This window comes from Xanthobacter oligotrophicus, from assembly GCF_008364685.1.
Taxonomy (GTDB): domain Bacteria; phylum Pseudomonadota; class Alphaproteobacteria; order Rhizobiales; family Xanthobacteraceae; genus Xanthobacter; species Xanthobacter oligotrophicus.
The window spans coordinates 173,949-195,707 of sequence record NZ_VTTL01000003.1 but is presented as its reverse complement, the minus strand read 5'-3'; the positions used below and the strand labels follow the sequence as shown (position 1 = coordinate 195,707).

Annotated in this window: 14 protein-coding genes and 1 riboswitch; of the genes, 8 read left to right on the top strand and 6 right to left on the bottom strand. The window is 67.8% G+C overall.

All coding sequences use genetic code 11. The features are described 5' to 3' along the window. Nucleotides 1-104: 104 nt before the first annotated feature. Nucleotides 105-1,325, bottom strand: a complete 1,221-nt coding sequence (locus FZ033_RS05875; RefSeq protein WP_149575215.1) for an O-succinylhomoserine sulfhydrylase — start codon at nucleotides 1,323-1,325, stop codon at nucleotides 105-107. A gap of 80 nt (nucleotides 1,326-1,405) precedes the next feature. Further along, nucleotides 1,406-1,486: riboswitch (SAM riboswitch) on the bottom strand. Between the two features lie 75 nt (nucleotides 1,487-1,561). Here FZ033_RS05875 and FZ033_RS05870 point away from each other — a divergent pair. Continuing rightward, nucleotides 1,562-2,689: a 2'-deoxycytidine 5'-triphosphate deaminase gene (locus FZ033_RS05870; protein ID WP_138398248.1), complete on the top strand. Its 1,128-nt coding sequence runs from the start codon at nucleotides 1,562-1,564 to the stop codon at nucleotides 2,687-2,689. Between the two features lie 16 nt (nucleotides 2,690-2,705). Here FZ033_RS05870 and FZ033_RS05865 read toward each other — a convergent pair whose 3' ends face one another. Further along, on the bottom strand, nucleotides 2,706-4,964 hold the full coding sequence (locus tag FZ033_RS05865) for an FUSC family protein (RefSeq protein WP_188079327.1): 2,259 nt from the start codon (nucleotides 4,962-4,964) through the stop codon (nucleotides 2,706-2,708). Between the two features lie 189 nt (nucleotides 4,965-5,153). Between FZ033_RS05865 and zapE the strand changes: the two genes are divergently transcribed. Further along, on the top strand, nucleotides 5,154-6,341 hold the full coding sequence (gene zapE / locus FZ033_RS05860) for a cell division protein ZapE (protein ID WP_149575213.1): 1,188 nt from the start codon (nucleotides 5,154-5,156) through the stop codon (nucleotides 6,339-6,341). Nucleotides 6,342-6,528: 187 nt separating this feature from the next. Here the strand turns inward: zapE and FZ033_RS05855 are convergent, their stop codons facing one another. Together FZ033_RS05855 and gltB are read right to left on the bottom strand one after the other, a co-directional pair. Continuing rightward, a complete protein-coding gene (locus tag FZ033_RS05855; protein WP_149575212.1) occupies nucleotides 6,529-7,950 on the bottom strand; it encodes a glutamate synthase subunit beta in 1,422 nt (473 codons plus the stop codon). A gap of 223 nt (nucleotides 7,951-8,173) precedes the next feature. Further along, nucleotides 8,174-12,877: a glutamate synthase large subunit gene (gene gltB / locus FZ033_RS05850; protein WP_149575211.1), complete on the bottom strand. Its 4,704-nt coding sequence runs from the start codon at nucleotides 12,875-12,877 to the stop codon at nucleotides 8,174-8,176. A gap of 652 nt (nucleotides 12,878-13,529) precedes the next feature. Here gltB and FZ033_RS05845 point away from each other — a divergent pair. Continuing rightward, nucleotides 13,530-14,300, top strand: a complete 771-nt coding sequence (locus FZ033_RS05845; protein ID WP_149575210.1) for a hypothetical protein — start codon at nucleotides 13,530-13,532, stop codon at nucleotides 14,298-14,300. A gap of 97 nt (nucleotides 14,301-14,397) precedes the next feature. Here the strand turns inward: FZ033_RS05845 and FZ033_RS05840 are convergent, their stop codons facing one another. Next, nucleotides 14,398-14,979: a YqaA family protein gene (locus tag FZ033_RS05840; RefSeq protein ID WP_149575209.1), complete on the bottom strand. Its 582-nt coding sequence runs from the start codon at nucleotides 14,977-14,979 to the stop codon at nucleotides 14,398-14,400. Nucleotides 14,980-15,422: 443 nt separating this feature from the next. Between FZ033_RS05840 and FZ033_RS24505 the strand changes: the two genes are divergently transcribed. Next, on the top strand, nucleotides 15,423-15,548 hold the full coding sequence (locus FZ033_RS24505) for a hypothetical protein (RefSeq protein ID WP_269149852.1): 126 nt from the start codon (nucleotides 15,423-15,425) through the stop codon (nucleotides 15,546-15,548). A gap of 190 nt (nucleotides 15,549-15,738) precedes the next feature. Here FZ033_RS24505 and FZ033_RS05835 read toward each other — a convergent pair whose 3' ends face one another. After that, on the bottom strand, nucleotides 15,739-16,779 hold the full coding sequence (locus FZ033_RS05835; protein ID WP_149575208.1) for a 2-dehydropantoate 2-reductase: 1,041 nt from the start codon (nucleotides 16,777-16,779) through the stop codon (nucleotides 15,739-15,741). 206 nt (nucleotides 16,780-16,985) lie between these two features. Here FZ033_RS05835 and FZ033_RS05830 point away from each other — a divergent pair, with 206 nt between their 5' ends. The 4 genes from FZ033_RS05830 (at nucleotide 16,986) to FZ033_RS05815 (ending at nucleotide 21,651) form a co-directional block, all read left to right on the top strand. Further along, nucleotides 16,986-17,840, top strand: a complete 855-nt coding sequence (locus FZ033_RS05830) for an IclR family transcriptional regulator (protein WP_149575207.1) — start codon at nucleotides 16,986-16,988, stop codon at nucleotides 17,838-17,840. 365 nt (nucleotides 17,841-18,205) lie between these two features. Further along, nucleotides 18,206-19,219 carry a Bug family tripartite tricarboxylate transporter substrate binding protein gene (locus FZ033_RS05825; protein ID WP_149575206.1) on the top strand — a complete coding sequence of 338 codons (1,014 nt, stop codon included), beginning with the start codon at nucleotides 18,206-18,208 and terminating at the stop codon, nucleotides 19,217-19,219. Between the two features lie 78 nt (nucleotides 19,220-19,297). Then, on the top strand, nucleotides 19,298-19,813 hold the full coding sequence (locus FZ033_RS05820) for a tripartite tricarboxylate transporter TctB family protein (RefSeq protein WP_149575205.1): 516 nt from the start codon (nucleotides 19,298-19,300) through the stop codon (nucleotides 19,811-19,813). A 371-nt stretch (nucleotides 19,814-20,184) separates the two neighbouring features. After that, nucleotides 20,185-21,651 (top strand): tripartite tricarboxylate transporter permease, encoded by a 1,467-nt coding sequence (locus FZ033_RS05815; RefSeq protein ID WP_269152295.1) that lies wholly within the window; start codon nucleotides 20,185-20,187, stop codon nucleotides 21,649-21,651. Nucleotides 21,652-21,759: the final 108 nt, after the last annotated feature.

The following is a 21,759-nucleotide window of genomic DNA, read 5'->3' as shown; positions in this document are numbered from 1 at the left end:
GAGCTCCCCTCACCGCGGGAGAAAATGCCCCCGCGGGCCACAGTGAACCCGCGTTGCCGTCCGGGCGCAACAGTCTGCTCCGCCCCGTGGCCGGAATGGAGCCGTTACAAGGCTCCGGCGGCGGTGGTGAGATCGGCGATCAGGTCGTCGGGATGCTCAAGCCCCACGGACAGGCGAAGCAGGCCGTCGGAAATCCCCATCTCGGCGCGGGCCTCCGGCGTGAAGCGCTGGTGGGTGGTGGTGGCTGGATGGGTGATGAGGCTCTTGGCATCGCCGAGGTTGTTGGAGATGCGGATCAGCCCGAGGGCGTTGGCGAAGCGGAAGGCGCCCTCCTTGCCGCCCTCCACCACGAAGGTCACGAGGGTGCCGCCACCCTTCATCTGCCGGCGGGCCAGCTCCGCCTGCGGATGGTCGGCGCGGCCGGGATAGAGCACCGTCTCGATCTTGGGCAGGCCGGCCAGCGCATCGGCGATGCGGCCCGCACTCGCCTGCATGCGCTCCACCCGCAGCGCCAGCGTCTCCAGGCCCTTCAGCATGATCCAGGCGTTGAAGGGCGAGATGGAGGGGCCGGTCTGGCGCAGGAAGGTCTGGAGGTGGTCGGTCACGAACTGCTGGGAGGAGAGGATGACCCCGCCCAGGCAGCGACCCTGGCCGTCCACATGCTTGGTGGTGGAATAGACCACGATGTCCGCGCCCAGCTCGAACGGATGCTGGAGCAGGGGGGTGGCGAACACATTGTCCACCACCAGGCGGGCGCCGGCGGCGTGGGCGATCTCAGCCACCGCCGCGATGTCGATCAGCTCCAGGGTGGGATTGGTGGGGCTCTCCAGGAAGAACACCTTGGTGCTCGGCCGCACCGCCGCCCGCCAGGCGGCGAGGTCCGTGCCGTCCACCAGCGTGGTTTCCACGCCGAAGCGCGGCAGGAAATCCTCCAGGATCCAGCGACAGGAGCCGAACAGGGCGCGCGCCGCCACCACATGGTCGCCGGCGGAGAGCTGGCACAGCAGCGCCGCGTTCACCGCCGCCATGCCGGAAGCCGTGGCCCGCGCCGCCTCCGCGCCTTCCAGCAGCGCCATGCGCTCCTCGAACATGGCGGTGGTGGGATTGCCGTAGCGGGAATAGACGAAGCCCGGATCCTCGCCCTTGAAGCGGGCCTCGCAGGACTCGGCGTTGTCGTAGACGAAGCCCTGGGTCAGGAACAGCGCCTCTGAGGTCTCCCCATAAGGCGAGCGGGTGGTACCGCCATGGACTAGGCGCGTCTCCGGGTGGAGTGTAAGGGGATCTTTGGGGATGAATTTGGGGGTTGGCTTTTGCGCCACGGACATGACGGTCTCCGGGGGAGGCCGAGGGGATCAGGCGCGGTTCGCCGCCGCGGTGGCCGGTGTGCGGCGCGCGCGGCTTGCCCGTCTGTTCGTCCCCGGCCTTTTAGCAAGGTTGTTTAACGTGGCTGCAAGCGGGCCGGCTCAAATTCACCACGAGTGAGCGGCAGTAAACGCCCGGCCTCCCCTTGGCGTCAAGGGTTTCGTCCGGTAAAGCGAACAAAAAGGACGGGAAAGCGGATATGACCGTGCGAGCGACGGAGCATCAGAAGCCCGGCATCCTGCCCGCCGAGGCCATTTCGGCGCTGAAGGCGACGGGTGCCATCTCCTGCCGCCGGCCGCTCGATGTGGACCAGATCCAGCCGGCGAGCCTGGACCTGCGGCTCGGCCGCACGGCGTGGCGGGTGCGCGCGAGCTTCCTGCCGGGGGCGGGCGTCTCGGTGAAGGAGCGCCTGGCCGATCTCGCCCTGCATGATTTCGACCTGGCCAAGGGCGCGGTGCTGGAGACCGGCTGCGTCTATCTGGTGGAGCTGTTCGAGCGCCTGAAGCTGCCGTTTGATCTGGCGGCGGCGGCGAACCCCAAGAGCTCCACCGGCCGGCTCGACGTGTTCGTGCGCGTCATCACCGATGGCGCGCGCGCCTTCGATACCATTCCGGCCGGCTACAACGGCCCGCTCTATCTGGAAATCTCCCCGCGCACCTTTCCCATCCTGGTGCGCACCGGATCGCGCCTGTCGCAGGTGCGGTTCCGCCGCGGGGTGTCGCGGCTGTCGGACCTCGAACTGCTGAGCCTCCAGTCCGCCGAATGCCTGGTGGACGCCGCCCAGCCGGACGTGGCGGCGGGTGGCATCGCGCTGGGGGTCGATCTCGCCGGCGAAGTGATCCCCGGCCTGCAGGGCTTCCGCGCCAAGAAGCACACGGGCGTCATCGACGTGGACGAGGCCGGCGTGCTCGACGTGGAGGATTTCTGGGAGCCCATCCGGGTGCGGCCCGGCCGCACGGCGGGGCTGGTGCTCGACCCCGACGCCTTCTACATCCTCGCCTCGCGGGAGGCGGTGCACGTGCCGCCGGACTACGCGGCGGAGATGGTGCCGTTCGATCCCCTGGTGGGCGAGTTCCGGGTGCATTATGCCGGCTTCTTCGATCCCGGCTTCGGCAATCCGGCGGCGGGTGGGCGCGGCGCCCGCGCGGTGCTGGAGGTGCGCTCGCGGGAGGTGCCCTTCATCCTGGAACACGGCCAGACGGTGGGCCGCCTCGTCTACGAGCGCATGGCGGGCCGCCCCGGCACCCTCTACGGCGCCGACATGCGCTCCCATTACCAGGGTCAGGGCCTGAAGCTCTCCAAGCATTTCAAGCCCGTGGGGACGTGAGAGCCAACGCGGCCCCTCACCCCTTGCCGACGGTCGCGGTTGCGGCCGCGCGCCCGGCGGCGATCATCTCCTCCTTGCGCCAGGGCACGGCGTCGTTCAGCGCGGCGTTGAGTTCGCGCAGCGGGCGCAGCACCGCATCGGAATAGGCGAGATAATCCGCCACCAGGGGCAGCACCTCCATCACGGCAGGGTCGTCCGCCATGCCCAGCACGGTGGAGACCGCGGCGTCCACCGCCGGCGTCGCCGCATCGGCGCTGCCGCTGCCGGCCTCGCCCAGCACCACCTCGAAGCCGGTGAGGATGCGCGAGCGTGCCGCCTCCACCACGGCCACCACCTCCTCGCGCGCATCGGCGCCCATGGCGGACAGGCGCAGGGCCACGTCCTCCATCAGGGCGAGATAGGTGATGAGCACGTCGAGGGTGGAGACGATGTTGGCCGCGTCCCCCGCCGAATGGCCGAACACCTGCTCGGCGCCGAGATTGGGCAGGCGCGTGCCCATGGCCCGCACGTCCTGGGCGAGGGCGGAAACGCTCGCCTTCTCCCCCTGGTGGGGCCACCAGGAGGCGAAGGCGACGCGGGAGCGGCGCACCAGCGTCTTCACCTCGGGTCGCAACTGCTCGGCGAGATACACCGGCAACACCAGGTAGGACACCACCAAGGCGATGGCGGCGCCGATGGCGGTCTCGTAGATGCGCGCCAGCATGCCCTCGGTGCCGAGCCCGGAAATGATGTGCAATCCCAGCACCACCGACAGGCCCACGGCGGCGGAGGCCACGTCGTAGCGGTCCTTCTGGGTGACGAGGGCGATCATCTGGGCCGCCATGCACAAGGCGGCGAGAATCCAGATGTGCGGGCCAAGGCCGAGGAACAGGGCCATGCCAAGCACCACGCCGATGAGCGTACCGATGGTGCGGTAGCGCACCCGCATGTAGGTCTCGCCCACGCTGTTGCCGATGACGAACATGACCGTCATGGTCGCCCAATAGGCGTGGTCGAGGTGCACCCCGAGGTCGAGGGCGGTGGTGACGGCGGTGGCGATGGCCCCCTGGCAGGCGACGCGCATGGGCGCGGACAGGGTGCGCCGGCCGTCCGGCCCCTTCACCAGTGTGGGGATGACGCGCAACACCGGCGGGGTGGGCGCTGTTTCATCGTGGGGCGGCGGAAACGGCGCGGTCTCGGCGGCGGCGATGCCGGTGACCACAAGGGAGAGCCGGTCGAACGCGGTCAGCGCCCGCAGCAGCGCGAAGCGGGCGTCCGGCGGCAGCTCCGACGCGAAGGCGAGGCGGCGCAGGGACGCCACCGCACGCTCGTAACGCTCCTCCGCGTGCACGTCGGAGATGTCCACCGCCTCGAGCCTTCGGGCGATGTGATCGGCGGCGGCGGCGAAGGGGTGGCGCCAGTCCGGCGTGTTCGGCGCCTTCTGCGGCACGCAGCTGGCGAGCAGCTGAACCGCCACCCGCAGCCGATAGAAGTGCACCCTCAGGCGCTCGAAGTCCGGCTGCGCGGTGGGATCCTCGGCGATCGCCGACGCGAGCGCGTTCCACACCCGGCCGCGCAGGTTCTCAAGCGCGTCGTTCGCCTCTTCCGGGAAATGCCGGCCGTGGCGCACGGCTTCCGACAGTTCGCGCAGATAGCTCGCCACCGCGCCCTGCATGTCGAGCGTCGTCTCGACGAAGGCATTGACGGCGGAGGGCCGCCAGGGGGACAGGCGCACCGCCGCCGCCACCAGGGCGCCCTGGCAGAAGGCGGCGAGCAGCAGCGCTGCTTGGATCCGCGTCGGCTGGAGGATGGTGCCCACCGTGGCGACGACGATGAGCGCGAGGCCGAGCCTCTGCCCGTCCATGCCATAGCGCCGCAGCGCCAGGGCCAAGAAGGCGAGGGGGATGAGCAGCAGCTTCTGGACGATGTCGTTGCCCGGCCCCTCGCCGGGGCCCACCAGCGTCAGCGCCAGCAGGAAGGCGAAGCCGATGCCGAACAGGCGCCCCATGGTGCGCGCCTCGGCGGCGACGCTCGCCGCCGGATTGAAGCTGATCATCACCAGCGCGGCACAGCCGGCCATCATGGGAAAGGTCACGTTCATGCCCAGCCGGAACGCGCTCGAGGTCGCGTAGCCCACCAGGATGACGATCACGAACGAAACGCCGAGATGGAACGCCCGCGTAAGATCGACCCCGCCGGGATCATGGTCGGCAAGCCACCCCTTCAGCCGGTCGAGGAGCGGCTTGCGGGGGCGGGGCGATGGCGAAGGAATCGGCGACGACAGTGGGGGCGACATGGGGACGGGTCCGGGGCGGCGCGACGTCTCGGGCATGGGCGGAGGAATTCATGCTTCGCCGGGCCTGTCCAGTGCGGCAAGAGCTGCGCCGGCATGCATTCAACTTTTCCCGCATCTGCTCTATAGCCAGCCCTGCCTTCGGCGAAGCACGGCGCCGAGACTTCCTTGCGGCGAACGGGAATGGGCTCAATGACAGCGGAAACGAAGGCGCGGGTACGGGAATTGTATGCGGCGAAGCTGGCCGCGGGCGATATTTCGGACGATCCGGCGCAGGCCATGGTGGTGCAGGAGTTCGCCCGCCTGGAGCTGGAGCTGCGCGAGCGGGCCATGGCGCAGAAGTCCTCGGCGCTGGGCTGGCTGTTCCAGCGCCGCGCCCCGGTGACCCCCAAGGGCATGTATGTCTACGGCAAGGTCGGCCGCGGCAAGACCATGCTCATGGACCTCTTCTTCGACGCCCTGCCGTCCCGGGCCAAGCGGCGGGCCCATTTCCACGAATTCATGGGCGACGTGCACGAGCGCATCTTCCGCGAACGCCAGGCCCAGAAGCAGGGCGACCGCAAGGCCTCAGACCCCATCATCGCGGTGGCGGCGGCGTTGGCCGACGAGGCGAAGATCCTGTGCTTCGACGAATTCCACGTCACCGACATCGCCGACGCCATGATCCTCGGACGGCTGTTCGAGAAGCTGTTCGCCGACGGCGTGGTGGTGGTGGCCACCTCCAACGTGGCGCCGAAGGACCTGTATTCCGGCGGCCTCAACCGCGCGCTGTTCCTGCCGTTCATCGGCATGATCGAGGAGCGCATGCAGGTGATGACGCTGGATTCGCGCACCGATTACCGCATGGAGAAGCTGGAAGGGGTGTCCACCTGGCACACGCCCCTCGGCCCCGAGGCGGATGCGGCGGTGGCGCAGGCGTGGCGCCGGCTCGCCGGTCCCGGCGGCGGCGTGCCCGGAGAGGTGCTGCTGAAGGGCCGGCGCGTCGCGATCCCGGCCATGGCCAACGGCGCGGCGCGCTTCACCTTCGCCGACCTGTGCGAGGCGGCGCTTGGTCCCAACCCCGACTACCTGCGGCTCGCGCGCATGTTCCACACCCTCGTGCTGGAGCACATCCCGATCCTGGGGCCGGACCAGCGCAACGAGGCCAAGCGCTTCATCTCGCTGATCGACACGCTCTACGATTCCAACGTGAAGCTCATCGCCTCCGCGGCGGCGGCGCCGGATGCGCTTTATCTCGGCACCGAGGGGGCGGAGGCGTTCGAGTTCGCGCGCACGGTGTCGCGCATCCACGAGATGCGCTCGGGCGAATATCTGGCAAAGCCTCACGGCCGTCCGGATTCGGCAGCGTCCGGGGATACGACGGGCCTGGTGGAGACGTAAGAGCTCGAAGGCCCGACCCAGGGGGCGGACGCGATGGTCCGCTCCGGAGGGTTCAAACATCGGCAGATCGTTCCCGCCCGGGGCATGGGCTCATGCCGTGCTCGTGCGCGACGATGGGTGGTCAAAAACAATCATGGCCGGGACAGGCCCGGCCATGACGGCATTCCAATGAACGACGCATTCCGCCTCAGCGCGGCAGTGTGGTCGCGCCCATGAGTTCCTTGTCGATGGCGTGGGCGGCCTGGCGCCCCTCGCGGATGGCCCACACCACCAGCGACTGGCCGCGCCGCATGTCGCCCGCCGCGTACAGCTTGGGCACGGACGTGGCGTAGGCGAGGTCGTCGGCCTCCACGTTGCCGCGCTTGTCCAGCGCCGCGCCGGACTGCTCGATGAGGCCGGGATGGGCCGCATGGGCGAAGCCGATGGCGAGGAACACGAGGTCCGCGCGCAGCACGAACTCGGTGCCGGGGATGGGCTGGCGCTTCTGGTCCACGCGGGCGCACTTCACGCCGGTAACGCGGCCGTTGCGTCCCTCGATGCCCAGGGTGGCGCAGGCGAACTCACGCTCGGCGCCCTCGGCCTGGGAGGAGGAGGTGCGGAACTTGGTGGGCCAATAGGGCCACACCGCCAGCTTGTCCTCCTTCATGGGAGGCACGGCGCGGATGTCGAGCTGGGTGACCGAGAGCGCACCCTGCCGGAAGGCGGTGCCCACGCAGTCCGAAGCGGTGTCGCCGCCGCCCACCACCACCACGTGCTTGCCTCCGGCGAGGATCGGGATCTCGTTGACCGGCTCGTCGCCCTCGCGGCGGTTCGACTGCACGAGATAGGGCATGGCGAAGTGCACGCCCTCCATCTCCTGGCCCGGCAGCTTGGGATCGCGCGGGGCTTCCGAGCCGCCGGCCAGCAGAACGGCGTCGTGGCTGTCGAGCAGTTCCTGGAACGGCCGGACGATGCCGATGTTCTCGTTGTAGTGGAACGTCACGCCTTCCGCTTCCATCTGCTTCACGCGGCGGTCGATGTGGTGCTTTTCCATCTTGAAGTCGGGGATGCCGTAGCGCAGCAGGCCTCCGGCCTTGGGCTCGCGCTCATAGACATGCACGTCGTGGCCGGCGCGGGCGAGCTGCTGGGCGGCGGCAAGGCCCGCCGGGCCGGAGCCGACGATGGCGACGGTCTTGCCGGTCTTGACCAGAGCCGGCTCGGGCTTGATCCAGCCCTTCTTCCACGCCTTGTCGGCGATGGCCTGCTCCACCGTCTTGATGGTGACGGGCATGTCCTCGAGGTTCAGCGTGCAGGCTTCCTCGCACGGGGCGGGGCAGACGCGGCCGGTGAACTCGGGGAAATTGTTGGTGGTATGGAGGTTGCGCGCGGCTTCCTCCCACTCGTCGCGATAGACGAGGTCGTTCCAGTCCGGAATCTGGTTGTGCACCGGGCAGCCGTTGGGCCCGTGGCAGAAGGGGATGCCGCAATCCATGCAGCGCGCCGCCTGGTTCGTCACCTCGGCGTCGGGCAATGGCAGCGTGAACTCGCGGAAATGGCGGATGCGGTCGGAGGCGGGCTGATACTTCTGCTCCCGCCGGTCGATCTCCAGAAAACCCGTGACCTTGCCCATCAGAACCCCTTAGGCGAACCTCGTTGAGGGAACCGCCGCGCGCACCGCATCAGTCCGGGTGCCGCACCACGTGTCCAAATACAAGAATTGTTCCAGCTTGAGGACTCGGAATTCGCGCGCCTGATCCGCGCGCCCGTCCAGGTCCAGCACACCGGCGTCCAGCACACCGGCCGAACGTCCTCTCCCGCTTGCGGGAGAGGACGAGAAGAGCGCGGGCTTTGCGCTATTCCGCCGCCGCCAGGCCGCGGCGCTTTTCCATGTCGCGCAGGGCGCGTCGGTATTCCACCGGCATCACCTTGACGAACTTGGAGCGGTAATCGGCCCAGTTGTCGAGGATCGCCTGCGCTCGCGCCGAGCCGGTGTAATGCAGGTGCTTGGCGATGAGCTGGTGCAGGCGTTCCTCGTCGTGGCGGGACATGTCGCCCTGCACGTCGATGCGGCCCTTGAACTCCAGGTCGCCGCCGTGGTGGTGGAGGCGTTCCAGCAGGTCCTCCTCCTCCTCCACCGGCTCGAGGTCCACCATGGAGAGGTTGCAGCGCTTGGCGAAGCTCTTGTCCTCGTCCAGCACATAGGCGACGCCGCCGGACATGCCGGCCGCGAAGTTGCGCCCGGTCTGGCCGATCACCACCACGATGCCGCCGGTCATATACTCGCAGCCGTGGTCGCCAGTGCCTTCAACAACGGCGATTGCACCGGAATTGCGCACCGCGAAGCGCTCGCCGGCGATGCCGCGGAAGTAGCATTCGCCCTCGGTGGCGCCGTACATCACCGTGTTGCCGACGATGATGGAGTGTTCCGCCACGATGGCCGCATTGGCCGGAGGCCGGACGATGATGCGCCCGCCCGACAGGCCCTTGCCCACATAGTCGTTGGCCTCGCCGATGAGGTCGAAGGTGACGCCGGCGGCGAGAAACGCTGCGAATGCCTGGCCCGCGGTGCCGCTCAGCTCCACATGGATGGTGTCGTCCGGCAGGCCCTGGCCGCCGTAGGCCTTGGCCACGGCACCGGACAGCATGGCGCCGGCCGAGCGGTCCACCGAGCGGATCGGCGTCTTGATCTCGACGCGCTCGCCCTTTTCCAGCGCCGGAGCGGCCTTGGCGATGAGGGTGCGGTCCAGCACCTTCTCGATGGGATGGTGCTGGCGCTCGGTGTGGCGGATGCCCACCTCGGGCGGCATGTCGGGCTTGGCGAAGATGCGCGAGAAGTCGAGGCCCTTCGCCTTCCAGTGGTTGATGGCCTCATTCTGGTCGAGCACCTCGGAGCGGCCCACCATCTCGTCGATCTTGCGGAAGCCGAGGGAGGCCATGATCTCCCGCACTTCCTCGGCGACGAAGAAGAAGTAGTTGATCACGTGCTCGGGCGTGCCCTTGAAGCGCTTGCGCAGCACGGGGTCCTGGGTGGCCACGCCCACCGGGCAGGTGTTCAGGTGGCACTTGCGCATCATGATGCAGCCCGCCGCGATGAGCGGGGCGGTGGAGAAGGCGAACTCGTCGGCGCCGAGCAGGGCGCCGATGATCACGTCGCGGCCGGTGCGCAGGCCGCCGTCCACCTGCAGCGCGACGCGCGAGCGCAGGCGGTTGGCCACCAGGGTCTGCTGGGTCTCGGCGAGGCCCATCTCCCACGGCGAGCCGGCATGCTTGATGGAGGTGAGAGGCGACGCACCCGTGCCACCCTCGAAGCCGGAAATGGTGATGTGATCGGCGCGCGCCTTGGCGACGCCGGCCGCCACCGTGCCCACGCCCACCTCGGACACGAGCTTCACCGACACGTCCGCGTCGGGATTCACGTTCTTGAGGTCATAGATGAGCTGGGCGAGGTCCTCGATGGAATAGATGTCGTGGTGCGGCGGCGGCGAGATGAGGCCGACGCCGGGGGTGGAGTGGCGCACCTTGGCGATCACCGCGTCCACCTTGTGGCCGGGGAGCTGGCCGCCCTCGCCAGGCTTGGCGCCTTGGGCCACCTTGATCTGCATCACGTCAGAATTGACGAGATATTCCGCCGTCACGCCGAAGCGGCCGGAGGCCACCTGCTTGATGGCGGAGCGCATGCTGTCGCCATTGGGCAGGGGCTTGAAGCGCTCGGGCTCCTCGCCGCCCTCGCCGGTGTTCGACTTGCCGCCGATCCGGTTCATGGCGATGGCGAGCGTGGTGTGCGCCTCGCGGGAGATGGAGCCGAACGACATGGCCCCGGTGACGAAGCGCTTCACGATGTCGGCGGCGGGCTCCACCTCCGACAGGTCCACCGGCGCCTGGCCCAGTTCTTCCGCGCTCTTGATGCGGAACAGGGAGCGCACCGTGAGCAGGCGGGAGTCATGGTCGTTGATCATGGTGGAGAAGGCGCGGAACTTGTCCCGCGCATTGCCGCGCACGGCGTGCTGCAGCTCGGCCACCGATTCCGGCGACCAGGCATGGTCCTCGCCGCGGATGCGGTAGGCATATTCGCCGCCCACATCCAGCGCCATGCGGAAGATCGGGGCGTCGGAGAAGGCGAGGGTGTGGCGGCGCTCGCTTTCCTCGGCGATCTCGGCGAGGCCCACGCCCTCGATGGTGGTGGCGGTGCCGAAGAAATACTTGTTCACCAGCTCGGAGGAGATGCCCACCGCGTCGAAGATCTGCGCGCCGCAATAGGACTGGTAGGTGGAGATGCCCATCTTGGACATCACCTTCAGCAGCCCCTTGTCGATGGACTTGATGAAGCGCTTGACGATCTCCTTGTCGTCCACCTCCTCCGGGATCTCGTCCTTCATGGAGAGCAGGGTCTCGAAGGCGAGATAGGGGTTGATGGCCTCGGCGCCGTAGCCGGCGAGGCAGGCGAAATGGTGCACCTCGCGCGCCTCGCCCGTCTCCACCACCAGGCCCACGGAGGTGCGCAGGCCCTTGCGGATCAGGTGGTGGTGCACGGCGGCGGTGGCGAGCAGCGCCGGGATCGGGATGCGGTCCGGGCCGACCAGGCGGTCGGACAGGATGATGATGTTGTAGCCGCCGTGAACCGCCGCCTCGGCGCGCTCGCACAGCCGCTCGACCGCGTCGCTCATGCCCGCCGCGCCCTTGTCGGACGGGTAGGTGATGTCGAGGGTGCGGGTGTCGAACCGCTCTTCCATGAAGCCGATGGAACGGATCTTCTCCAGGTCCTCATTGGTGAGGATGGGCTGGCGCACTTCCAGCCGCTTGCGGCGGGCGGTGCCTTCCAGGTCGAAGATGTTCGGCCGCGGCCCGATGAAGGAGACAAGGCTCATCACCAGCTCCTCGCGGATCGGGTCGATGGGCGGGTTCGTCACCTGGGCGAAGTTCTGCTGGAAGTAGGTGTAGAGCAGCTTCGACTTGTTGGAGAGCACGGAGATGGGCGTGTCCGTGCCCATGGAGCCCACCGCTTCCTGGCCGGTGATGGCCATGGGCGCCATGAGGAGCTTGAGATCCTCCTGGGTGTAGCCGAACGCCTGCTGGCGATCGAGCAGGGCCACGTCGGTGCGCACCTCGCGCGCCTCCACGGGGCGCAGGTCCTCCAGCACCAGCTGGGTGTGCTTCAGCCACTCCTTGTATGGATTGGCGCGGGCGAGCTGGGTCTTGATCTCCTCGTCGGGAACGAGGCGGCCTTCCACGAGGTCCACCAGCAGCATCTTGCCGGGCTGGAGGCGCCACTTGGTGACGATCTTCTCCTCGGGCAGGGTCAGCACGCCCATTTCGGAGGCGAGCACGATGGTGTCGTCGCTCGTCACCATGTAGCGGGCGGGGCGCAGGCCGTTGCGGTCGAGGGTCGCGACGATCTGGCGGCCGTCGGTGGCGACAATGGCGGCCGGACCGTCCCACGGCTCCATGAGGGCGGCGTGGTATTCGTAGAAGGCGCGGCGTTCCTCGTCCATGAGCGGATTGCCCGCCCAGGCCTCGGGCACCAGCATCATGGCCGCGTGGGGCAGGGAATAGCCGCCCTGGGTCAGGAATTCGAGCGCGTTGTCGAAGCAGGCGGTGTCCGACTGGCCCTCATAGGAGATGGGCCACAGCTTGGAGATGTCGGCGCCGAACAGCTCGGTGTCCACGGAGGCCTGGCGCGCCGCCATCCAGTTGACGTTGCCGCGCAGGGTGTTGATCTCGCCGTTGTGCGCCACCATCCGGTAGGGGTGGGCCAGCGGCCAGGCCGGGAAGGTGTTGGTGGAGAAGCGCTGGTGCACCAGGGCGAGCGCGCTCTCGAAGTCCGGATCGTGCAGGTCGGCATAATAGGCGCCCAGCTGGTCGGCCAGGAACATGCCCTTGTAGACCAGCGTGCGACACGACAGCGACACCGGGTAATAGCCGGCGGTGCGCGGGTCCTTGGAGCCATAGACGGTGTTGGAGATCACCTTGCGCAGCACGAACAGGCGGCGCTCGAAGCCGTCCTCGTCGCCGGCGAACTCGCCGCGGCCGATGAACACCTGGGCGTGCTTGGGCTCGGTGGGCAGCACGCTCCAGCCGAGGGAGGAATTGTCGGTGGGCACGTCGCGCCAGCCAAGGATGACGAGGCCTTCCTCCGCCACCGCCCGCTCATAGGTGGCGCGCACGATCTGCTCGCCCTCGGGATCGCGGGGCAGGAAGATGTGGCCCACCGCATAGAGGCCGGGCTCCGGCAGGGAGAAGCCGAGCCGCGCCGCTTCCTTCAGGAAGAACTTGTGGGGGATCTGCACCAGCATGCCCGCGCCGTCGCCGGCGCGCGGGTCGGCGCCCACGGCGCCGCGGTGCTCCAGGTTGAGCAGGATGTTGATGCCGTCCTGGATGATGCGGTGGGACTTGCGGCCCTTGATGTCGGCGATGAAGCCGACGCCGCAGGCATCCTTCTCATGGGCGGGGTCGAACAGGCCGAAGGGTTCCGGACGGCCGACGATCGCCGTGTCTTTCACGGCGGCGGCCGGCCGAGCCACGCTTCCGTTCAAGCCATCTGTGCGATCCATCGCTGCCATCTCGTCGTTCCTTCTGTGCTGGCGGCCGGGCAGATGCGCCCCGCCGTCCTTCCCCATCTCTTGCCCTTGCGCCGCGATCCGGGTTCCCCGCGGATCGGGCTGCAGCCCTCATCGGTCCGGGCCTGCCCGATGATGTCCTACGGCTACGCTGCAACTTTTGCACCACTGCCGCGCCGCACAGAAGGCCCCCCGTTCGTATGAACGCGAGCTTGAGACAATCTGAGCCATCGACACGGGAGATAGGGAAGCATGGTTTCCCTATCTCGTGGAACATGCCAGAAAAGCGGCACGCCTACAAGCGCCTCAATGGCGCAAAAGCAGCCGGATCGGCGAAAAGTTGCGTTCAATACCGTCAGGACGAAAGAACGGTACGGCGCGCGGCGCCGCGACGCAACGGAGTTTCGGGCGGCCCCTCAATGGCTGTCGCCGTGACACCGCGGGCGCGTCCAAAGGCTGCCGCATTGGGCGCCTTAAGTTCCATGGGATTCATGTGCCCGGACCGTCCGTCGGCGGGGCTGGTGTTCAGGCTTCGACGCGCCGGCTGGCGTGTCGGGACAAATGAGGTTCAAGAATGGAGAGGTGCGCCATGCCGCGAACCCTCACAGGTCCCCTGCGCTTCGGGATCGGTGCCTTAATTTTGAGCGCTGCGATTATGCCATCTGCCCCCATAGCGGCACAGGTGCTGATCTATGAGGGGCCCTATGGCTATGAGCGACCCTACGGGCCGCCGCCCCGTGGCTATGTGCCCGCGCCGCCGCGCGGCTATGGCATGCTGCCGCCGGGCGAGGTGCGCGCCATCGTGGTCGGCATGGGCTACCGGCAGGTGTCGCGGCCGCGTCTGGCCGGCCGCACCTATGTGGTGACGGCGGTGGACGAGGACGGGCCGGCCGTGCTCCGGCTCGATGCCTTCACCGGCCGTGTGGTGAGCGCGCGCAGCGTCTATGGCGGTCCGACCATCGCCGTGCCGACGCCGCCCGGGCCTGGACCCCGCCGCCCCCCGCCGCCCCCGGCCCCACCGCGGTCCCAGCCGCCGGTGGCTGCGGCTCCGTCATCGCCCGCCAAGCCCCTGCCGCCGTCGCGTCCGCCTGAGCCGGCCGTGGCTACGGTGACGCCGGCCCCGGCCGTGCCCCAAGCTGTGCCCCAGGTCGCTCCGGCGCCGGATGCGGCCAAGGCCGCCACGCCGCAAACTCCTGCTTCGCCTCAGCCGGCCGCCGCGCCGCCGTCACCGCCGGCGCAATCCGCCGCTCCGCAGGCCGCGCCGGCCAATCCGGGGGCAACCCCCGCGAGCCCGGAGGCTGGACGGTCCGCGGCGCAATCGGCGTCGGCCGCGCCGCAAAAGCGCAAGGCCGGGGCGGGCACCGCGACCACGGACACGGCCACCGCCGGATCAGCCTCAGTGCTGTCGCGACCGAAGGCGCAATAAAGAAAACGGCCGGTGAGCTTGCTCACCGGCCGTGGGTTTAGAATGTGTCCGGGCGTCGCCCGCGATCCAGCCCCGGCCGCAGGCGGCCGGAAACGCGTCAGGCGAAATAGGCGGCCGCCACCAGGCCGACCACCAGGACGCCGAGGAAGCCGAGGGTGACGAGCCCGAGCCGCTTCTCGATGAACTCCCGCGCCGACGGTCCGAAATAATGCAGGATCGCCGCGAGAATGAAGAAGCGCGCGCCGCGGGTGATGATCGACAGCACCACGAACCAGAACAGGTTGTAGTCGGCGAAACCCGAGGTGATGGTCACGAGCTTGAAGGGGATGGGCGTCAGCCCCTTCAGCAGGATCACCCAATGGCCGTAATGGGCGTAGGCGGCGCGGAACTGGTCCACCTTCGAGCCGTAGCCGTAAAGGTCGATCAGGAACTTGCCGACGCTGTCATAGAGCAGCGCGCCGATGGCGTAGCCCACCAGCCCCCCGAGCACCGACGCGACGGTGGCGATGAGCGCATAGCGCCAGGCGCGATCCGGGCGCGCCAGGGTCATGGGCACCTGCAGCACGTCCGGCGGCACCGGGAAGACGGAGCTTTCCGCAAATGCAACCAAAGCGAGCGCCCAGGGCGCCGACGGCTTCGCGGAATAGGCGATGATCCAGTCGTAGAGCTTGCGGAGCATGGGCGCCTTGTGCGGTGCGGTATAAAAGGTCCCTCGGCTTAGAGCGTCCCACCGGTCGAGTAAAGCGCCAGGAGGCTGTGAAAGGCCCCCGCGACATCCCGCCAGACCCCCCTCACGACACGTAAACCATTGCTTTACCGTGATCTCCACGCGACGGCGGGCTGTGACCGGCCGGACACAGACAGGGCGTTTCGTGCGGTGTAAGACCACAGGCACCGAAACCTGAGTCGCGCGGGGCGAGCCCCGGTTTCGGTGCCGATGGGCATGGTGCCGCTGTTCGGGAGAAATCCCGGAACCCAGGTGGGGCCAGCCTGTTCAGGCTTTATGAACCGCTGCTGAAGTACGTGTTCAGCTCTTGTGCGGCGCATGGCGACTAAAGCATGCGACGTCGGGGCGATGCACAATTCGGCTCGGTCTGGCCGCGACCAAGTTGAGGGATGAGGATGTTCAAGCGAATCGCCGTGTTTGCCGCTCTCGTGCTCGGCTATGTCCTGACGGGAATGGCGCTGAACGCCAGCCAGCCGAACCCGGGCACGCCCCTCGCCGCCCCCATGACGGAGAGCGAGTGACGGAGAGCGAGTGATCGCACCCGCCGCGCTGGCCCCGTGCCGGCGCAGCGTGCGAGGCCGGGCCTGATCCGGACATTCTACCACTGAAACGAAAAAGGCCGGGCGAGACCCGGCCTTTTCTTTTGCTTGCATCATGACCCAAGGGCAGGGGGGCTCCGGGGCGCTGCCGCCAGCCGGAGCCTCGCCCGGCTCAGTGCGCGGCCGCCTTCTTAGCGGGCACGAGATCGGCAGCGGTGACCGGCGGCACGGCGAGGATGTCGCCGAGGCCGGCCATGGCCGCGCGCTGGCGCACCAGGGCCAGAACCACGTCGAGGGTGGGGGTGGGCAGTTCGAGCATCTGCGCCATTTCCTGGACCACGCTCACCAGCGGGTCGATCTCCATGGGGCGATCGCGCTCCAGGTCCTGCAGCATGGATGTCTTGTGGGCGCCCACCGCGCCTGCGCCATTGATGCGCCGCTCCACGTCCACGCGGAAGTTGATGCCCAGCTTCTCGGCGACGGCCTTGGCTTCCAGCATCATGGAGCGGGCCACGGCGCGGGTGCCGGGATCGGCGGCGATGATGTCGAGGGTGGCGTGGGTGAGGGCGCTGATGGGATTGAAGCAGAGGTTGCCCCACAGCTTCAGCCACAGCTCGTCGCGGATGTTGGTCAGCACCGGCGCGCGAAGGCCGCCCTTCTCCATCATCTGGCTGAGCGCGGTCACCCGCGGCGTGATCTCGCCCGAGGGCTCGCCGAGGGGGAACTTGTCGCCGTAGATGTGCTGGATCACGCCCGGCGCCACCACCTCGGTGGCCGGATAGACGATGCAGCCGAGCGCGCGCTCGGGTCCCAGCACCTCCCACTGGCGGGCGCCGGGATCGATGGTCGACAGGGTCCGGTTCTCCAGCGCGCCGCCATGCTTGTAGAAATACCAGTAGGGCACGCCATTTACGGCGGTGACGATGGCGGTGTCGTTGCCCATGAGGGGGCGCAGCCGCTCCACCACGCCCGGCACCGAATGGCCCTTGAGGGCGATGATGACGTAATCCTGCGGGCCCAGCTCGCGGGGATCGTCGGTGGCGCGGACATGGCTCACGCGCTCCTCGCCGTTGATCAGCAGCTTCAGGCCGTTGGTCTGCATGGCTTCCAGATGGCCGCCGCGGGCCACCAGGCTCACCTCGGCTCCGGCGCTGGCGAGCTGGGCGCCCAGATATCCGCCGATGGCTCCGGCTCCGTAGATGCACACCTTCATGGCAGATCCCTCCTGATGGTTCATTACGTATTATGTATGCCAGACTAGAGCGCACGCTCCGCCCTTGGCAACCATGGTCTCCACGATAGCAGTGGAAATTAATTCCGGAAGATGGAAAATTTGTCACAGGGTGGACGTCGGCCGCCGTCCAGCTACTTTGGGGGCCGACGCACAGAGCCGCAGCCGAACAGGTAGGGAGTATTGGGATGCCGGAGACCGAGGTCGCACCACGCCGCAGGGGTCGCCCCGCCTCGGGCACCGCCGCCGAGGGTGGGGCCGAGGTCCAGTCGCTGGATCGCGCCATCGCCCTGCTGCGGGTGGTGGCGGACCAGGACGGCATGGCGCTGGCCGAGATCGCCCGTCGGGCGGAGCTGCCGGTGTCCACGGTGCACCGCCTGCTGACGACGCTGGAGAAGCGCCAGCTGGTGAATCACGATCTGTCCACCGGCCTGTGGACCGTGGGGCTCGGCCTGTTCCGCATCGGCTCGGCCTACCTGCGCATCCGCAAGCTGCCGGACATCGGCCGCCCGGTGATCCGCCGGCTGCTGCATGAGACCGACGAGACCGTGAACCTCGCCATGTTCGATGCCATGGAGCTGGTGGTGGTGGCCCAGGCGGAGGCCCATGCGCCGGTGCGCGCCTTCTTCCGGCTCGGGGCGCGGCTGCCGCTGCATGCCACCGCCGCCGGCAAGGCGGTGCTGGCCGCCGCCACGCCCGCCTTCCGCGGCGCCTGCCTCGGCCAGATCCGCTACGAGCCCTTCACCACCGCCACCCACCGCGAGGAGCGGGCGCTGATGGACGACGTGAGCGAGATCCTGGAGCGCGGCTTCGCCGTGGACCGGGAGGAGCATGCGCCGGGCATGCGGGCGGTGGCGGCCGCTATTCTCAACGAATGGCGCGATCCCATCGGCGCCGTCTCGGTCTCCGCGCCCGCCGTGCGCATGAGCGAGGACCGCATCCTGCGCCTCGGCCGCCGCGTCGCCGCCGCCGCCGAGCAGATGACGCGGCTTTATTCCGGCGTCGATGAAAGCGTTTCGCAGGATTATGCGGCGTATCGGTAAGGTCTGTTGACTGAATTGGCATACAGTATTCCAAATATTGGGATACGGAGTACCAAATTCGGAATTGAAAATTCCAATTGACACAAGGGAAGCTCATTATACTCTTCCGGAGCCGCCCTAACGTAAGCGGTGGTAACGCCAAATAGAGCGCCAGCTCGAACAAGACGTGAGAGCCTGCTTCGGCCTGATCACATCGTCATCCGGCCGGTAAAGCGGTGTCTCTCCTGAAATCGAGGGACGGATCCTGTGCGCGGGCCGGCCGGCCCGTATGCATGCGGCTCCCATCTCGATCGGCACAAGTCTCGATTCGGCACACGTCTCGATCCGCAAAACAAAAACGCGGACGATCCGGGAGGAAGACCATCATGCATTCGGCAATCGCCAGAACCATCCGGCGAGGTGTAGCCGCGCTCGCCGTGGCCGCAGCTTTTTCCCCCCTGGCGGCGCACGCCTGGGAACCGACCAAGACCGTGGAATTCATCGTGCCGGCGGGTACGGGCGGAGGTGCCGACCAGATGGCGCGCATGATTCAGGGCATTGTTCAGAAGAACAACCTGATGACCCAGCCCCTGGTCGTCATCAACAAGTCCGGCGGCGCCGGCGCCGAAGGCTTTCTCGACGTGAAGGGCTCCAACCGGAACCCGCACAAGATCATCATTTCCCTGTCCAACCTCTTCACCACGCCGCTCGCCACCGGCGTGCCCTTCTCCTGGAAGGACATGACGCCGGTTTCCATGCTCGCCCTCGACGAATTCATCCTGTGGGTGAATGCGAAGGCACCCTATAGCGACGTGAAAGGTTATCTCGATGCGCTGAAGGCGGCGTCGGGCGACCAGATCTTCAAGATGGGCGGCACCGGCTCCAAGCAGGAAGACCAGATCATCACCGCCGCCATCGAGCAGAAGACCGGCGCCAAGTTCATCTATGTGCCCTACAAGGGCGGCGGCGACGTGGCGGCGCAGCTTGTGGGCGGCCATGTCACCTCGTCGGTGAACAATCCCATCGAGGCGGTGTCCCAGTGGCGCGCAGGCGAGCTGAAGCCGCTTTGCGTGTTCGACGACAAGCGCCTGCCCTACAAGGAGCCCATCGCCAGCGGCAAGGCGTGGGCCGACATTCCCACCTGCAAGGAAGCCGGGCTCGACATCGAATATTTGATGTTGCGCGGCATCTTCATGCCGCCGGGCGCCTCGAAGGAACAGGTCGACTATTTCGTCGACCTGTTCAAGCGGGTGCGCGCCACGCCCGAATGGCAGGACTTCATGCAGAAGGGCGCCTTCAACACCACCGCCCTCACCGGCACGGACTATGCCGCCTGGCTCGACAAGGCCGCCGGGACCCACAAGGACCTGATGGAGAAGGCTGGCTTCGTCGCGAAGTAGGGGGCAAGGCTCCGCCGGATATCCGGCGGGGCCTTGTCCGACGCGGCAGGCAGGTCTTCGGCAACGGGAGAATGGGTCATGAGCAGCGAAACCGGCCATACCGGCCGCAGTGAGAAGACCGTCACCAACCGCACCATGGACATGGTGGTGGCCCTGATCTTCATGGGCGTCTCGGCGCTGGTGATGAGCGACAGCTGGCGCGTGGGTGCGAGCTGGGCGGCGGACGGGCCGCAGGCGGGCTATTTCCCGTTCTATGTGGGGCTGATCATGTTCGTCGCCAGCACGGTCACGCTGGTGCAGAACATCGTCACGCGCCATCCCGACCTCACCAATTTCGTCGATCGCACCCAGCTCGTTTCGGTGATGCAGGTGCTGATCCCGACGACGATCTATGTGGGCCTGATCTTCCTTTTGGGGATCTATCTGGCCTCTGCCGTCTTCATCGCCTTCTTCATGGGGTGGCTGGGCAAGTATTCGCCGGCGAAGATCATCCCGGTCGCGGTGGGCGTGCCCCTCGCGCTGTTCGTGATGTTCGAGATCTGGTTCCTGGTGCCCCTGCCCAAGGGGCCGCTCGAAACCGCGCTCGGCTACTGAGGCGCTCGCCGGCGCGCAGGAAAAGGCGCGCTTGGTCAAGTCACACGCCGACCAAGTACACGTTCGTCTTAACCGTTCGACGAAACGTGAAAAGCATCGAGGAGCGCGAGGCCAGGTCCCGCGAGGCCAGGTCCCGCGCACCGTGCGCTGCATCCGCATCCCTCGTCCGCTGGACGGGCCGGCGGGCGCCCCGCGAGAGACAAGCCCGGCGCGCCGGCTCAGCCGCCATGCCAGAACACGGCCCAACCCTGAAAAGACAACGCGCCCGCCCCTCAAGGCCGCCGCCAGACGCGGCGTGAGGCGGTGCAACGGAGGCCCCCGTGGAAGCGCTCACCTCACTCATCGGAGGGTTCGGTGTCCTCGCCGACCCCATGAACATCGTCTACATGTTCGTCGGCATCACGCTCGGCGTGCTCATCGGCGTGCTGCCGGGGCTGGGGGGCGCGAACGGCGTCGCCATCCTGTTGCCGCTCACCTTCTCCATGACGCCGGTCTCCGCCATCATCATGCTGTCCTCCATCTATTGGGGGGCCTTGTTCGGCGGTGCCATCACCTCGATCCTGTTCAATATTCCCGGCGAGCCGTGGAGCGTCGCCACCACCTTCGACGGGCATCCCATGGCCCAGAAGGGGAAAGCCGGCGAGGCCCTGACCGGGGCCTTCACCGGCTCCTTCATCGGCGCCTTCTTCGCGGTGCTGCTCATCACCTTCCTCGCGCCTGTCATCGCGAAGTTCGCGCTGCAGTTCGGGCCGGCGGAATTCTTCGCGGTCTATCTCCTCACCTTCTGCGCCTTCGTGGGCATGGGGCGGGAGCCGGCGGCGAAGGTCATCGCGGCCATGATGCTGGGCTTTGCGCTCGCGGCGGTGGGCATCGATACGGTGACCGGCCAGTTGCGCATGACCTTCGGCTCGGTGGAGCTGCTGCGTGGCTTCGACTTCCTGGTGGCGGTCATCGGCCTGTTCGGCGTGGGTGAAATCCTGCTCACCATGGAAGAGGGCCTCGCCTTCAAGGGCAAGAGCGCCGCCATCAACGCCAAGGTGGTGTGGGAGACTTGGAAGAAGCTGCCGAAATACTGGGTGGGCTGCCTGCGCTCGGCCATCGTCGGCTGCTGGATGGGCGTCACCCCCGGCGGCGCCACGCCCGCCTCCTTCATGAGCTATGGCCTCGCCAAGAAGTTCTCCAAGAACGGACGCAACTTCGGCAAGGGCGAACTGGAGGGCGTGGTGATGCCGGAAGTGGCGGCCCACGCCGCCGGCACCTCGGCGCTGCTGCCCATGCTGACGCTGGGCATCCCCGGCTCGCCCACGGCGGCGGTGCTTTTGGGCGGCCTGCTCATCTGGGGTCTCCAGCCGGGACCGCTGCTGTTCGTGGAGCAGAAGGACTTCGTGTGGGGCCTCATCGCCTCCATCTATCTCGGCAACATCGCCGGGCTGATCGTGGTGCTGACCACAGTGCCGATCTTCGCGGCCATCCTGCGCATTCCGTTCAGCGTCATCGCGCCCATCATCCTCGTGATCTGCGCGGTGGGCGCCTACACGGTGCACAACGCGGGGCTGGACATCGCCGTGATGCTGGTGTTCGGCGTCATCGGCTACCTGTTCAAGAAGCTGCAATATCCGCTGGCGCCGCTGGTGCTGGCCCTGGTGCTGGGCGACATGGCGGAATCGTCGTTCCGGCAGGCCATGCTGGTGTCCCAGGGCCATCTCTCCATCTTCTGGTCCAACCCGCTGGTGGGCTCCATCGTGACGCTGGCCCTGGTCATGCTGATCTGGCCACTGATCTCCATGCTCCTTGCCCGGTTCAAGGCGGACGGCTCAAAGCCCGCCGCTGCCGAATGACACGGACCTGAGCGAAAGACGGCGGGGCGGCGATGGGTCGTCGCCCCGCCTGCGGCGTGACCGGGCAGCCCTCGCAAAGCCGCCCGACGCCCCCTCCCGACCCCGCGC

What these genes read in the sequence shown, in the direction of transcription:
- FZ033_RS05875 (WP_149575215.1), bottom strand. Translation starts at nt 1,325, where the DNA reads ATGTCCGTGGCGCAAAAGCCAACCCCCAAATTCATCCCCAAAGATCCC.
- FZ033_RS05870 (WP_138398248.1), top strand. Translation starts at nt 1,562, where the DNA reads ATGACCGTGCGAGCGACGGAGCATCAGAAGCCCGGCATCCTGCCCGCC.
- FZ033_RS05865 (WP_188079327.1), bottom strand. Translation starts at nt 4,964, where the DNA reads ATGTCGCCCCCACTGTCGTCGCCGATTCCTTCGCCATCGCCCCGCCCC.
- zapE (WP_149575213.1), top strand. Translation starts at nt 5,154, where the DNA reads ATGACAGCGGAAACGAAGGCGCGGGTACGGGAATTGTATGCGGCGAAG.
- FZ033_RS05855 (WP_149575212.1), bottom strand. Translation starts at nt 7,950, where the DNA reads ATGGGCAAGGTCACGGGTTTTCTGGAGATCGACCGGCGGGAGCAGAAG.
- gltB (WP_149575211.1), bottom strand. Translation starts at nt 12,877, where the DNA reads ATGGCAGCGATGGATCGCACAGATGGCTTGAACGGAAGCGTGGCTCGG.
- FZ033_RS05845 (WP_149575210.1), top strand. Translation starts at nt 13,530, where the DNA reads ATGCCATCTGCCCCCATAGCGGCACAGGTGCTGATCTATGAGGGGCCC.
- FZ033_RS05840 (WP_149575209.1), bottom strand. Translation starts at nt 14,979, where the DNA reads ATGCTCCGCAAGCTCTACGACTGGATCATCGCCTATTCCGCGAAGCCG.
- FZ033_RS24505 (WP_269149852.1), top strand. Translation starts at nt 15,423, where the DNA reads ATGTTCAAGCGAATCGCCGTGTTTGCCGCTCTCGTGCTCGGCTATGTC.
- FZ033_RS05835 (WP_149575208.1), bottom strand. Translation starts at nt 16,779, where the DNA reads ATGAAGGTGTGCATCTACGGAGCCGGAGCCATCGGCGGATATCTGGGC.
- FZ033_RS05830 (WP_149575207.1), top strand. Translation starts at nt 16,986, where the DNA reads ATGCCGGAGACCGAGGTCGCACCACGCCGCAGGGGTCGCCCCGCCTCG.
- FZ033_RS05825 (WP_149575206.1), top strand. Translation starts at nt 18,206, where the DNA reads ATGCATTCGGCAATCGCCAGAACCATCCGGCGAGGTGTAGCCGCGCTC.
- FZ033_RS05820 (WP_149575205.1), top strand. Translation starts at nt 19,298, where the DNA reads ATGAGCAGCGAAACCGGCCATACCGGCCGCAGTGAGAAGACCGTCACC.
- FZ033_RS05815 (WP_269152295.1), top strand. Translation starts at nt 20,185, where the DNA reads ATGAACATCGTCTACATGTTCGTCGGCATCACGCTCGGCGTGCTCATC.